This window comes from Streptacidiphilus sp. EB129, assembly GCF_041262645.1.
Lineage (GTDB): Bacteria > Actinomycetota > Actinomycetes > Streptomycetales > Streptomycetaceae > Streptacidiphilus.
On record NZ_JBGCCS010000006.1, the window covers coordinates 173,093 to 186,214 of the forward strand.

10 protein-coding genes and 1 pseudogene are annotated in these 13,122 nt (G+C 70.7%); 6 read left to right on the forward strand and 5 right to left on the reverse strand.

All coding sequences use genetic code 11. The features are described from left to right. Positions 1–22: 22 nt before the first annotated feature. Complete coding sequence (locus ABH925_RS10115) at positions 23–1,552, reverse strand: amino acid permease (RefSeq protein ID WP_370146983.1); 1,530 nt, start codon at positions 1,550–1,552, stop codon at positions 23–25. Between the two features lie 306 nt (positions 1,553–1,858). On the opposite strand from ABH925_RS10115, the gene ABH925_RS10120 reads away from it, so the two are divergent. The 6 genes and pseudogenes from ABH925_RS10120 (at position 1,859) to ABH925_RS10145 (ending at position 8,300) form a co-directional block, all read left to right on the forward strand. Then, positions 1,859–3,445 (forward strand): oleate hydratase, encoded by a 1,587-nt coding sequence (locus tag ABH925_RS10120; protein WP_370146984.1) that lies wholly within the window; start codon positions 1,859–1,861, stop codon positions 3,443–3,445. A 128-nt stretch (positions 3,446–3,573) separates the two neighbouring features. Further along, the gene (locus ABH925_RS10125) at positions 3,574–4,503 is read left to right on the forward strand and encodes an ABC transporter ATP-binding protein (protein ID WP_370146985.1); all 930 of its coding nucleotides are present in this window, start codon (positions 3,574–3,576) and stop codon (positions 4,501–4,503) included. Beyond that, on the forward strand, positions 4,500–5,321 hold the full coding sequence (locus tag ABH925_RS10130; protein ID WP_370146986.1) for an ABC transporter permease subunit: 822 nt from the start codon (positions 4,500–4,502) through the stop codon (positions 5,319–5,321). The genes ABH925_RS10125 and ABH925_RS10130 overlap by 4 nt, the downstream gene beginning before the upstream one ends. A 118-nt stretch (positions 5,322–5,439) precedes the next feature. Next, positions 5,440–6,464: pseudogene (locus ABH925_RS10135) on the forward strand (ATP-dependent 6-phosphofructokinase). A gap of 198 nt (positions 6,465–6,662) precedes the next feature. Next, positions 6,663–7,268 (forward strand): hypothetical protein, encoded by a 606-nt coding sequence (locus ABH925_RS10140; protein ID WP_370146987.1) that lies wholly within the window; start codon positions 6,663–6,665, stop codon positions 7,266–7,268. A 156-nt stretch (positions 7,269–7,424) separates the two neighbouring features. After that, entirely contained in the window at positions 7,425–8,300 is an 876-nt protein-coding gene (locus ABH925_RS10145) for a universal stress protein (protein ID WP_370146988.1), read from the forward strand. 82 nt (positions 8,301–8,382) lie between these two features. On the opposite strand, the gene ABH925_RS10150 is transcribed toward ABH925_RS10145, so the two are convergent. From ABH925_RS10150 to adhE, 4 genes are all read right to left on the reverse strand, one after another. Then, positions 8,383–9,324 (reverse strand): hypothetical protein, encoded by a 942-nt coding sequence (locus ABH925_RS10150; protein ID WP_370146989.1) that lies wholly within the window; start codon positions 9,322–9,324, stop codon positions 8,383–8,385. After that, complete coding sequence (locus tag ABH925_RS10155) at positions 9,321–9,968, reverse strand: cytochrome b N-terminal domain-containing protein (RefSeq protein ID WP_370146990.1); 648 nt, start codon at positions 9,966–9,968, stop codon at positions 9,321–9,323. Before ABH925_RS10155 ends, ABH925_RS10150 begins: the two co-directional genes overlap by 4 nt. Continuing rightward, positions 9,961–10,152 (reverse strand): hypothetical protein, encoded by a 192-nt coding sequence (locus ABH925_RS10160; protein ID WP_370146991.1) that lies wholly within the window; start codon positions 10,150–10,152, stop codon positions 9,961–9,963. Before ABH925_RS10160 ends, ABH925_RS10155 begins: the two co-directional genes overlap by 8 nt. A 283-nt stretch (positions 10,153–10,435) precedes the next feature. Further along, positions 10,436–13,081, reverse strand: a complete 2,646-nt coding sequence (gene adhE / locus ABH925_RS10165; RefSeq protein ID WP_370146992.1) for a bifunctional acetaldehyde-CoA/alcohol dehydrogenase — start codon at positions 13,079–13,081, stop codon at positions 10,436–10,438. Positions 13,082–13,122: the final 41 nt, after the last annotated feature.

Genomic DNA, 13,122 nt, shown 5'->3' on the forward strand with positions numbered 1-13,122 from the left:
GGACGGTGCGGGCGAGGGGGCGTCAGTGCTGGCGGTGCAGGCCGACCGCGCGCAGGACGACGGCGGTCATGCGGACCGGCCGGGTGGTGCGGGCCGCAGTGGTGAACGGGGGAGTGGCGACGGGCTGCGGGGCGGGTTCCGGGGTGATGGCCTGCCCGGTGGCGGTGGGGGCTTCTCCGTACTCGCCGCGTGAGCGCTTGAGCCAGATGTAGACCGGCACACCGAGCAGGATCACGAACAGGCCGTAGTAGACGGTCTGGTAGCCGCTGCCCTGGATCGACCAGTAGGAGAACGCCAGTGCCAGGACGGTGATCGTGACGTCGCGGGCGAATCGGCCGCGGGTGACTCCGGTCTGCCCCTTGACGAGCAGCCAGTACAGCTGGGCGGCGGCGGAGAAGAGGTAGGGGATGACCGCGGTCAGGACGCTGAGCAGGACGATCTCGGTGAAGACCTGAGTGAAGTGGGTGTAGCTGATGACGGTGATCAGTGAGGCCAGGGCGGTGGCTGAGACGATGCCGAAGGCGGGGACCTGGTTGCGGCCGACGGTCCTGGTGAAGGCGCGGGGGAAGAGTCCGTCGCGGGCGGCTGCCATGGGCATCTCGGCGCAGATCATCGTCCAGCCGTTGAGCGCGCCCAGCCCGGAGATGATCGCGGCGATCGCGACGGTGTTGCCGGCCCAGGTGCCACCGACGATGTTGTTGACGGCGTCGGTGAACGGAGCGGTCGAACTGCCGAGCGAGGCGTGGGAGACGGTGCCGAAGACGGCCAGGGTGCCCAGGATGTAGATGACGGCGCAGGCCAGGGTGCCGTAGATGGTGGCGCGGGCCACGTTGCGCTTGGGGTCGCGGACCCGGCCGGCGGCGACTGAGGCGGTCTCCAGGCCGATGTAGCTGAACAGGGCGATCGCGGAGGCGGCGGAGATCGCGCCCACGGCGGAGGTGTGGGAGGCGTTGAAGGCGCCGAAGTTGCCGGCCTTGATGAACAGCAGCCCGACCGTGGCCATGAACACCAGCGGGATGAACTTCAGGACGGTGGTGACGACCTGGAAGGCGCCGATGTTGCGGATGCCGGTGAGGTTGACCGCGGCCGGGATCCACAGGCCGACCAGGGCGATGGCGATCGAGCCCCAGGTGTGGTGGCCCTTGTCGACGAACACCTCGACGTAACCCACCCAGGCCACCGCGATCGCCGCGTTCCCGGCCCAGGCGGTGATCCAGTACGACCAGGCGGTCAGGAACCCGGCGAACTCCCCGAACGCCTCCTTGGCATACACGTACGGGCCGCCGCTGCCGGACACCCGCTTGGACAGCGACCCGAACGTCACCGCCAGCGCCAGGGCGCCGACGGTGACGACCACGAACGCCACCAGCGCTATCGGCCCGTAGGGGGCCAGCGCGGAGGGGAGCGCGAACACCCCGGTGCCGATCACACTCCCGACGACCAGCGCGGTCGCGGCCGGCAGGCCGAACAGTGAGCGGCGTTCCGCCGAACTCTCCACCGCATCGGCCGGTGTGGTGCCAGGGGGTGGGGCGTCGTGCTCTGCTCCGGACATGGGAGGGCTCCTGACCTGAGGGAAGGGGAGCGAGGCGGCATCGGGTGCGGCCCGCTGAGACAAGATCCTCGGCTGTCGGCCCCGGTCCCGGACAGGGACCAGGAGGCCCCAGCACCTGCCACCAGTCCCTTCCGTTCAGGGCCCGAAGGTCCCGGTCCCCCCGTACCGCCGCGGGCGCCGCGCACGGGGCGGGACCTGCGGGCCCCGGCTGGGGACCGATCGGCCCTGCCCGCAGGCACGGAGGCCGACACAGGGTGGGTGAACCCGCTGATCACGGCGGGACGCGGACCACCCTCGGGAGCAGCAATGACCAGCAACCAGCACGGGAACCGGGCCTACCTGGTCGGCGGCGGTATCGCCTCACTCGCAGCGGCGGCCTTCCTGATCCGTGACGCCGACTTCCCCGGTGAGAACATCCACATCCTGGAGGAACTCCCCGTACCAGGCGGGTCCATGGACGGCAGCGGTGACTCGGCAGGGGCCTATGTGACGCGGGGCGGACGGATGCTGGAGGAGGAGGCCTACACCTGCCTGTGGAACCTGCTGGAGACGATCCCCACCCTGGACGGCACACTGACTGTGCGTCAGGAGATTCTGGAGTTCAACGAGAAGTGGCCCACCGACGCGCGCGCTCGCCTCATCGACCGCGACCACAAGATCATCGATGCTGCCCAGCTCGGCTTCGACCACCACGACCGGCTGGAACTGGCGCGGCTGCTCGCCCTTCCCGAGTCGGTGATCGGTGCCCGGCGGATCGACGAGTTCTTCTCCGAGCACTTCTTCGCCACCAACTTCTGGGCGATGTGGCGCACCACCTTCGCGTTCCAGAACTGGCACAGCGCCATCGAGCTGAAGCGCTACTTCCTGCGCTTCATGCAGGAGTTCCCCCGCATCCACACCCTGGCCGGGGTCCGCCGCACCCGGCTGAACCAGTACGACTCCGTCATCCGGCCGCTGCGCGCCTGGCTGGTCGAGCAGGGGGTGCACATCGACTACGGCGTCAGGGTCACCGACGTCGACTTCACCACCGCCGAGCACATCCGCCTCGTGCGGCGCATCCATGTCGAGCGCAACGGCGAGCCGGCGGTCTGCGAAGTGCGACCGGGTGATCTGGCCTTCCTCACGCTGGGCTCGATGACCGCCGACACCGGCTACGGCGGCGACCACACCGTCCCGGAGCTGGTGCGCGACAAGCGGGACGGGGGCTGGGCCCTGTGGGAGACCCTGGCCCGCAAGGCCCCCGACTTCGGCCGCCCCGGCGTCTTCAACGGCAACGTCGGCGAGGCCAAATGGGAGTCCTTCACGCTCACCATGCGCAGCCCGCTGCTGCTGCGCCGGATCGAGGAGTTCACCGGCAACGCACCGGGCACCGGAGCGCTGATGACGTTCAAGGACTCCAACTGGCTGATGTCGATCGTGGTGCCGCACCAGCCGCACTTCGCCGGCCAGCCCGCTGACGTGTTCACCCTGTGGGGCTACAGCCTGTTCACCGACACCACCGGCGACCACGTCCCCAGGACCATGGCGCAGGCCACCGGCCAGGAGATCCTGACCGAACTCCTCGGGCAGCTGGGCTTCGAGGACATCGCCGACGAGGTCCGTGCCACCACGACGGTGACCACCGTGATGATGCCCTACATCACCAGCCAGTTCGCCCGCCGGGCCGCAGGGGACCGGCCGCTGGTGATCCCGCGCGGATCGGCGAACTTCGCGTTCCTGGGCCAGTACGTCGAGATCCCCCAGGACGTGGTCTTCACCGTCGAGTACTCGGTCCGCGGCGCCATGCACGCCGTCTACGGCCTCCTCGGCATCGGCAAACCCATCCCTCCGATCTACCACGCCCTGTCCGACCCCAGGAGTGCCTTCCAGGCCCTGCAGACCGCCTTCGCCTGAACCGGCTGCCGGCCCTTGTCGTGCGTCGGTCCCGATCGGCCCATGCGCGAGGGACCACCGGCAGCAGCGGAACGGGCGGCGAGGCGTCACGCTGGTGACCTACGGAGATCGGCGGAGATGAGGCACCCATGAACAGCAGAGCACCGGCGATCGAGCTCAGCGCGCTCACCAAGCGGTACGGCAGCGTGGTCGGGGTCGAGGACCTGGACATCGCGGTGGAGCCGGGAGAGGTCTTCGGTTTCCTCGGACCCAACGGGGCGGGGAAGACCACCACCATCCGCTGTCTGGTCGGCCTGCTGCGGCCCACCTCGGGACAGGCCCGGGTGCTGGGCCTGGACCCGATCGCGGACCACCGGCGGGTCGCCCCGTCGCTGGGCTACCTGCCCGGTGAGCTGCGGCTGTACCCGGAGCTGACGGGTCGGCAGACCCTGCGGCTGCTGGGCGATCTGCAGGGAGCCGCCACCCCGCGCCGCGCCGAGCTGTGCGAGCGGCTGGGGCTGAGCGAGCGGGATCTGGACCGGTCGGTGCAGGAGTACTCGCGCGGGATGAAGCAGAAGCTCGGCCTGGTGCAGGCCCTGCAGCACGATCCGCAGGTGGTGGTCCTGGACGAGCCGAGTGAGGGACTGGACCCACTGGTCCAGGAGACCTTCTTCGACCTGCTCGCCGAGACCTCCGCGGCGGGCCGAACCGTCCTGCTCTCCAGCCATGTGCTGCCCGAGGTCCAGCGGGCCTGCGAACGCGTCGCCATCATCAGGGATGGCCGGCTGGTGACCGTCCAGCGCGTCTCCGAACTGCGCGACGCCCGCGCCCGACGCGTCCAGCTCACCTTCGCCGACGGAGACGGCCGGCGCCCGCTCGGAGCCGCCGACCACTGGTCCCCGCTGTGGCAGGGGGACACGGTCCGGCTGCTCGTCCCGCCGGACCAGGTGGTGCAGGCGCTGCGCGGACTGCTCGCCCTGCCGGTGACCGACCTGACCGTCGAGGAGGCAGGACTGGACGAGGCGTTCCTCGACCTGTACCGCGCACCCGCTACCGTGGAATCGCAGGTGTCGTCATGAGAAGCCGCTACCCGCTGCTGTGGCTGGCGCTCTACCGGCGCCGCCGGATGCTGCTGGCGCTGACCGTCGGCATCACGGTCTTCGAAGCCCTGATCGTCGTGATCGCGGGCGCCATCCCGCCGGGACAGCTGTTCGCCGGCGCCGGCCATCAGCCGCCCAGTGCGTTCAAGGCGTTCAGTGGGTCCACCGGTGATGTCTCCATCGCCTCCTACGCGGGCCTGCTGGGCGCCGGACTGGTGCACCCGTTCTGGATCGCGATCCAGCTCACCGTCATCGGATCGCTCGCCGCGGCCGCGGTCGCCGCCGACGTGGAGGCGGGGACCATCGAACTGCTGATGGTCCGCCCGGTCTCGCGGATCCGGCTGCTCGCCGAACGCACCACCGCCCTCGCGCTGTGCACCCTGCTGATCAACGCGGCGGCCACTCTCACCATCGCGGCCGGCGTCGCGCTCACCCCCAAACTGCACCAGGCGGTACCGATCGCGGGAGTGTTCGCGGCCGGGCTGCTGGGCTGCGCGTTCTGCCTGTGTCTCACCGGGCCGGCGCTGGCCGTCTCTGCGGCCGGCAGCAGGAGGGCCCAGGTGGTCGGTGCCGCCATCGCCTTCGGTGCGGTCGCCTTCGCGGTCAACTTCATCGCCCTGGCCTGGTCCCCGGCGGCACCGCTGCGTTTCGTGACGCCGTTCCACTACTACACTCCCGGCGACGCGCTCGCCCACGGCACCGTTCCGTGGACCTCCTTCGGCATCCTGGTCGCGGTCGGCGCCGCCGGCATGGCCGCCGCGACCGCCCTGCTGGCCAGCCGCGACCTGGCCCGCTGAGGACCGAGCCCGCTTGAAGCGCTCCTGCAACGCGGCCCGGCCGTGTGTGCCGGTCCCGCGGAGCCGGGCCCCGCGTGGCCGGACGGTTGTCCGTCCAGTTGTGTGCTTGGCTGCGTCCATGCGCATTGGTGTGCTCACCAGTGGTGGCGACTGCCCCGGGCTGAACGCGGTGATCCGGTCGGTGGTCCACCGGGCGGTCGCCGATCACGGTGACACCGTGATCGGCGTGCTGGACGGATACCTGGGACTGATCGAGGGCCGGAGCCGCCCGCTTGGCCTGGCGGACGTTCGGTCCATCCTCACCAGGGGCGGCACCATCCTGGGCTCGGCCCGGGTCGAGCGCAGCCGGGTGCTGCAGGGCGTGGGCCGGGCCCAGGAGCTGGCGGCGGCTGTTGGCATCGATGCGCTGATCGCGATCGGCGGGGACGGGACGATGACCGCGGCCCGGTTGTTCAGCGAGGCCGGCCTTCCGGTGGTGGGCGTTCCCAAGACCATCGACAACGACGTCCGGGCCACCGACACGACCTTCGGCCACGACACCGCCGTGCTTGTGGCAACCGAGGCGATCGACCGGCTCAAGACCACCGCGGAGACGCTCCACCGGGTGATGGTGGTCGAACTCATGGGCCGACACACGGGCTGGATCACCCTCCACGCCGCATGGCCGCAGGCGCGCACGGCATCCTCATCCCGGAGCGTCCCTTCGACGTCGAAGACGTCTGCCGCATGGTCGAGGAGCGCTTCGCCCGGGGGAAGACCTTCGCCATCGTCGCCGTCGCCGAGGGCGCGGAGCCCGCGCCGGGGACAATGCGGTTCGAGCACGGCGTCGAGGACCGGTACGGTCACCAGCGCTTCGGGGGCATCGGCACAAGGCTGGCCACCGAGATCGAGCGGTGGCTGTCGAAGGAGGCCAGGGCCATCGTCCTCGGCCATGTGCAACGCGGCGGCACTCCCACAGCCGCGGACCGGGTCCTCGCCACCCGCTTCGGCTGGCACGCCGTCGAGGCCGTCCACCAGGGCGCGTTCGGGCGGATGACCGCGCTGCGCCGCACCGACATCCGACTGGTGCCCCTCGCCGCCGCCGCGCCAGGCCTCAGGACCGTGCCCGAGGATCACTGGATCGAGGCCGAGGCCGTCCTGTGACCCACAGGCGCCGCAGCGCACCCAGCGTGCCCGGGCAGGTCCGGCGAACATTACGCCAGTGTCCGGACGGGGGAGAATGGGGGTGGAGAGGGGGTCGTTCGGCTCCGCGCAAGGACCCGCTCGGTCCTGCCGGGGCGGCGTCCCGCGCGGAACTCTGAGAGAACGGCGATCAGCGCCGTTCCTGAGGAGGCGAGACTCATGGCAAGCCCGTCAGCCGCTCCACGACCGTCCGTTCCCGTTCACCGCCGGTCCCGTCTCGCCCTCGCTCGCGCGCGTCACCGCAGCCCGCTGCGTCGCCGCAGCGACCGGCGACGCGCCGTGCTGGTCAAGCTGCAGACCCTGGCGTTGCTGCTGGCCGTCGGCCTGTGCACGGTGCTCGGAATGGCCGTCTACCACCAGGACCGCGCCCACGCCGTCGCGTATGAAAGCCGGCTGCGCCCGGTACAGGCGCTGATCGTCGGCCAGCCCTACGACGACGGCACGGCCACCGTGCTGGCACAGGTGCGCTGGACCGGTTCCGGCGGCACCGCCCGACAGGACGTGTCCCAGGTGCCGAAGTGGGCCCTCGTCGGTGACCGGGTGAGGATCCAGCTCGACGCGAGCGGTGCGATCGCCGCACCGCCGGCCTCCGCGGGCGACTCGGAGGGCAACGCGGTCGTGATCGCGCTGCTCACCCTGTTCGGTGCGGCCACCGGTGTCGCCGCTGTCGGCACCTTCGCCCGGTGCCGCCTCGACCGGGCCGACGAGGCAGCCTGGGCTGCGGAATGGGAGGTCGTCGAGCCGCTGTGGACCCGTCGGCGCTGAACGGCGACCCGCGCGGGGCCATCCGCCTCGAACGGGGCCGCAGGGGGCGCTTCGTCGCCGTGTCGGCCCGTTCGGCCCATGGCGGGTCGGTCCGGGCGAGATCAGGCTGGGCACTGTGGGGACCGAGCGGGGGCCGAACCCGAAGGAGGCCGGGCAATGGCACGCAGGCATGTGGTCGCGGGACTGGACGGATCGGCCGGCAGTCTGGCCGCGGTGGACTGGGCGGCCAGGGAGTCGCTGCTCCGGGGAGTGCCGTTGCGGGTGCTGCACGCCCGCCCGCTGCTGCCCATGCTGCTGCCCAGCCGTCCCGGGCCGTCGGCGGAGGCGAGGCAGGATCTGTTGCACCGCGTGGAGAGCGCCCTGGTACGGGGCCATCCGGGCCTGGAGGTCAGCAGCGTCGAGGTGGTGGACACCGCACCGTCCGCGCTGGTCGCCGCCAGCGAGGATGCGGAGCTGTTGGTGCAGGGTGCCAGGGGGTGTGGCGGATTCGACGAGCTGCTGGTCGGCTCGGTCGGCCTGCAGACCGCGAGGCGAGCCCACTGCCCGGTGGTGACGGTACGTCCGCCGGCGTGCACGAGCCGCTCGGGTGCGGAGCAGGCCGTGTGCGGTACGCCCGAGATCGTGCTGGGTGTCGACGCCCGGGACCCGGCTGAGGCAGCACTGGGGTTCGCCTTCGGGACCGCCGAACGCCGCGGCGCGCGGCTGCGCGTCGTGCATGCCGTCCAACCGGCGCCAGCGGACCTCGGCGCCGGTTGGACCAAGATCGACCGTGAGCGCTGGCAGGAGTCCGAGGTCGTGCTGCTGTCCGATGTTCTGGGCGTGTGGTGCAAGCAGTACCCCGACGTCACGGTGGTCCGGGAGGTCGTGCCCGGAGACCCCGCAGGCGCCCTGGTGAGGGCCGCCTCGGGTGCCGAGCTGCTGGTGGTCGGCCGTCGGCAGGCGGTCGGCCCCTACGACGCCGGCCTCGGGCCCGTTTCGCACGCCGCTCTGCACCACGCCCCGACTGCGGTCGCCCTGGTCCCGCACACCTGAGACCACGGCCAGGCCCGGTCAGCCCCTGCCGGAGTGCCTCGACGGCACGGCCGGAGACCGAGGGCCGGTCGACGACCAGCCGTCAGTGCTGCTGCCGGTAGTAGTCGCGCCACACCAGCCGGTGGACCCGGGTCCACCGGGGGACGGAGCGCACGCCCGGGATGAACGGCACCAGGACCAGTGCCAGGCTGAGTACGGCCATCAGACCCCAGACGAGGGCGTCGGCGTTGCTGGAGCTGTTGAACGGGCTGATCTGGTACCAGAAGGTGTACAGCCACAGCCATGCCTGGCCGGGGTAGTTCCCGGTCTCGTTCATCATGCCCCACTGGTCCCCGGCGAGGTGCTGGGCGCGTGCCAGGTCTGCCAGGTGCCCGCCGTCGGCCAGGAAGAGCAGCGGGCGGGTGTAGTCCGACTGGTAGAACCCGCCCTCGGCCAGCAACTGTCCGTCGAGTGAGCCGCTCTGCGCCAGGTCGAGCAGCTGCGCGGTCAGCACCGGCACCGGTCCGTAGTCGCCGGGCGCCACCTTGGCGGGGTCGCCGTCCGGTGCCTTGCCGAGGGCGTCGGAGTAGGCGGAGGTCCAGGCCTGCTGTTGCCCGGGCGATGCGGCGCTCCATCGGGTGAGGGCTGCGGTGACCTGTGCCGACCCGGGGGCGTCGTGCAGTGGGCCGATGACGAAGTCCTGGGCGGGGTCGACCGGGATGCGGACCCCGGCCGCGTTCTGCAGGCCGAGCGGTCCCAGCTTCTGCCCGGCGCCGGGGGAGTGGTTGTACGGGGGGCCGTACTGGGCGCTGGTGCTGGTGCCGGCCAGCTCGCTGACGGCGGTGGCGGTGAAGTCGGCAGGGTCCGCCCGGGACCAGGACGCCAGGGTGACCGGGCGGTCGTCCGGTGAGGAGAAGAGCGCGGCGAGCCCGGCGGTCAGCAGCGCCACCACCACCAGCGCGATGGTGACCTCCCTGACCAGGTCGTAGGGCCGGGTCGGGAAGGATGCGGCGTCGGGAGTGGGGTCGGACCGGCGGCTGCTCACGGCTGCCGCTCCTGCGCGTCCGGGCGGGGGCCGGTCGCGTCGATCGGGGGCACGATGCCTCTGAGGCGGACCATCAGCAGGTGCCACGCCGTCAGCAGGCCCAGGACCAAGGGGAGGATGACGATGTGCCACATCAGCATCTGGCCGAAGTCCAGGACGTTGAAGTAGGCGCCGATGCCGACCGAGTTCAGCCCGTCCTTGGCCTGGGTGGAGATCCACTGGGAGTCGAAGTTCTGCTGCACCAGGTAGCCGGTGAACGCGGTCCCCACTGCGGCGAGGAACGCGACGGCGCCGAGAATCCAGGTCAGGGCACGCCTGCCGCGCCAGGCGGCCATGAAGAACTTGCCCCACAGGTGGATCACCATGAAGAACATGAACAGCTCCACACTCCACAGGTGCAGGCTGTTGACGTACGTCCCGACGGCCGAGGAATGCCACCAGCCCGGGCCCGCCAGGGCCAGCAGACAACCGGTCGCCAGCACCACCATCAGGGCGGCTGTGGTCAGCACGCCGAAAACGTAGATCCACGAGGCCATGTAGACGGGCTGCCGGTCGGGCAGCAGTTTCTCGGGCGGGAGGGCGCGCACCGCGCGTCGTCTGACCGCCCCGGTCCACCCGCCCGTTCCCTCGGCGGTGTCACTCATCGCGGTCCCGTCCCTTGGGGAAGGGAAGCAGCAGGGCGGCGACGAAGACCAGCACCATCAGTCCGATGACCAACAGATTCGCGACCGAGATCTGGATGACTCCCCAGTGCAGATAGGCGCCCGGATGGTTGAGGTCGATCGGGGCGGCCAGCAGCCGTCCCGGGAGTGGCCTGACACTCGGCATGCGTCACTTCCTCTGCATCCGTGCTGCTCCGTCGCGCCGTCACAGGCGGCACGAGGCCGACGACCGCTGCGCGGCTGCCCGACGCCAGGGTCCCAGGTGCCTGTGTGGCCATCCTGCGCCCGCGCGGGCACCGGCGCGGTGCGGCGGTCGTGATGCTGGGCCGAATGGCTCTGGTGGAGTCGGCTCCGGGGGTGAGGCCGTGCGTCCGGGTGGGTGCGGTCGGCGGAGCCCGGGTGACGATCCGTCCGGCAGCCGCCGGACGGATCACGAGGGTGTCCGGTTGTCAGTGCCTCCGTCCGTAGTAGGCCTGGCGCATGAGCTGTCGCATGTCGGCGAGCATCGGCATGCGGGGGTTGGCGGGGGCGCACTGGTCCTCGTAGGCGTTCATGGCCTGCTGGGGCAGCGCGGCGAGGAAGGCGGCCTCGTCGATGCCGGCGGCTTTGAAGGAGGCGGGGATGCCGACCCGATCGCGCAGTTCCTCGACCGCGGTGGCCAGGGACTCGACGCCCTGCTCGGGGGTCGCCGCAGCCAGGCCGAGTGTGGCGGCGATGCCCTGGTAGCGCTCGGGGGCGATATAGCTGCGGTACTTGGGCCAGGAGGTGACCTTGGTCGCGGCCGATCCGTTATAGCGGATCACGTGCGGGAGCAGCAGGGCGTTGGTGCGGCCGTGGGCGACGTCGAAGGTTCCGCCCAGAGTGTGGGCCATGGCGTGGACCACACCGAGGAAAGCGGAGCCGAAGGCCATGCCGGCGATGGTTCCGGCGTTGTGCATCTTCTCGCGGGCCACGGGGTCGTGCCCGCCGTCGGTGACGGCGCGTTCCAAATTCTCGAAGATGAGCCTGATGCCGTGCAGGGCCAGGCCGTCGGTGAAGTCGTTGGCGTAGACCGACACGTAGGTCTCGATGCAGTGGGTCAGGGCGTCGAAGCCGGTGTCGGCGGTGACCGCCTTGGGCAGGTGATCGGTCAGTGCCGGGTCGCAGATGGCGATGCTGGGGGTCAGGGCGTAGTCGGCCAGCGGGTACTTCTGGCCGGTGGCGCTGTCGGTGATCACGGCAAAGGGGGTGACCTCGCTGCCGGTGCCCGAGGTGGTCGGGATGCACACCAGCTGCGCCTTCTCGCCCAGGTCGGGGAAGGTGAAGGCGCGCTTGCGGATGTCGAAGAACTTCTCCTTCAGATCGGCGAAGTCGGTGTCGGGGTGCTCGTAGAGCAGCCACATCACCTTGGCCGCGTCCATGGGCGAGCCGCCGCCCAGGGCGATGATGGTGTCGGGCTGGAAGCCGTGCATGAGGTCGGCACCCCTGCGGACGGTGTCGATGCTGGGGTTGGGCTCGACGAAGTCCACCACCCGCACCTCGCAGGGCTCACCGCGACGGCCCAGGACATCCCGGACGCGTTCGAGATGGCCGATGTCGACCATGGTTCGGTCGGTGACGATGACGACCCTGTGGGCGCCGCGCATGTCGGTGAGGTAGGAGAGGCTGTTGCGCTCGAAGAAGATCTTCGGGGGGACCTTGAACCACTGCACGTTGGTGTTGCGTCGGCCGATCCGCTTGATGTTCAGCAGGTGGGCGGCGGTGACATTGCCGGACACCGAGTTGTGGCCGTAGCTGCCGCACCCCAGTGTCAGCGAGGGGTCGAAGGCGTTGTAGACGTCCCCGATTCCGCCCTGGGAACTGGGGGCGTTCCAGATGATCCGGCAGGCCTTGACCGCATGGCCGAACTCCTCCGCGAACGCGGCGTCCTGCGTGTGGACGGCGGCGCTGTGGCCCAGTCCGTGGAACTCCACCATCTGTGCGGCGAGGCGCAGGCCCTCGGCCCGGTCGGCGGCTCGCAGCACCGCCAGGACCGGGCAGAGCTTCTCGCGCGTCAACGGTTCGCCCTCACCGACGAAATCGACCTCCACCAGGATGACGGAGGTTGCCTGCGGGACCTGGAAGCCGGCCGCCCGGGCGATCTCGGCCGGGGAGCGGCCGACCACGGCGGCGTTCAACTTCGCGTCCGCGCAGTCGCGTCCGGTGCCGACGCCGAAGACGCAGGTCTCCAGAAGAGCCTTCTCCGTGGGGGTGGCCAGGTGGGCGCCCAGTCTGCCGAACTCGGCGATCGCCGCGTCGTACACCTCCCGGTCCAGGATGACGGCCTGCTCCGAGGCGCAGATCATGCCGTTGTCGAACGACTTGGAGAGCACGATGTCGTTGACCGCCCGGCGCAGGTCCGCAGTGGCTTCGATGTAGGCGGGGACGTTGCCCGCGCCCACCCCCAGGGCGGGCTTTCCGCACGAGTAGGCGGCTCTGACCATGGCGTTGCCCCCGGTGGCCAGGATCGTGGCGACATCGGGGTGGTTCATCAGCGCGGTGGTGGCCTGGACGGACGGCTCTGCGATCCACTGGACGCAGTGCTCGGGAGCCCCGGCGGCGACGGCGGCGTCGCGCACGATGCGGGCTGCTTCGGCGGAACAGCGCTGCGCGGCGGGGTGGAAGCCGAAGACGATCGGGTTGCGGGTCTTCAGTGCCATCAGCGCCTTGAAGAGGGTGGTCGAGGTCGGGTTGGTCACCGGAGTCACCCCGGCCACGACGCCGACAGGTTCGGCGATCTCCACGATGCCGTTGATGTCGTCGCGGTGCACCACCCCGACCGTCTTCATCACGGCCATGGAGTGGGTGACGTTCTCGCAGGCGAAGACGTTCTTCACGGCCTTGTCCTCGAAGACGCCCCGGCCGGTTTCCTCCACGGCCAGGGCGGCCAGACTGGTGTGCGCGGCCAGCGCGGCCAGTGACGCCTTCTTCACGATGCGGTCGACCCGCTCCTGCGTGAAGTCGGCATAGTCGTCCAGGGCCCGCCGGGCATTGCGCACCAGGAGGTTCACGGTGTCTGACGCACCGGTTTCGGCCGCATCGGGCCCGGCACTGTCGGAGGGTTCGGTCCTGGGCATGGGTCTCTCCTACGGATCAGCATGGCAGTGGGGTACGGCTG

Bases quoted from the DNA above. Each gene is read 5' to 3' on its own strand.
- ABH925_RS10160 (WP_370146991.1), bottom strand. From the start codon at position 10,152: ATGCCGAGTGTCAGGCCACTCCCGGGACGGCTGCTGGCCGCCCCGATC.
- ABH925_RS10130 (WP_370146986.1), top strand. From the start codon at position 4,500: ATGAGAAGCCGCTACCCGCTGCTGTGGCTGGCGCTCTACCGGCGCCGC.
- ABH925_RS10120 (WP_370146984.1), top strand. From the start codon at position 1,859: ATGACCAGCAACCAGCACGGGAACCGGGCCTACCTGGTCGGCGGCGGT.
- ABH925_RS10140 (WP_370146987.1), top strand. From the start codon at position 6,663: ATGGCAAGCCCGTCAGCCGCTCCACGACCGTCCGTTCCCGTTCACCGC.
- ABH925_RS10145 (WP_370146988.1), top strand. From the start codon at position 7,425: ATGGCACGCAGGCATGTGGTCGCGGGACTGGACGGATCGGCCGGCAGT.
- ABH925_RS10125 (WP_370146985.1), top strand. From the start codon at position 3,574: ATGAACAGCAGAGCACCGGCGATCGAGCTCAGCGCGCTCACCAAGCGG.
- adhE (WP_370146992.1), bottom strand. From the start codon at position 13,081: ATGCCCAGGACCGAACCCTCCGACAGTGCCGGGCCCGATGCGGCCGAA.
- ABH925_RS10115 (WP_370146983.1), bottom strand. From the start codon at position 1,552: ATGTCCGGAGCAGAGCACGACGCCCCACCCCCTGGCACCACACCGGCC.
- ABH925_RS10155 (WP_370146990.1), bottom strand. From the start codon at position 9,968: ATGAGTGACACCGCCGAGGGAACGGGCGGGTGGACCGGGGCGGTCAGA.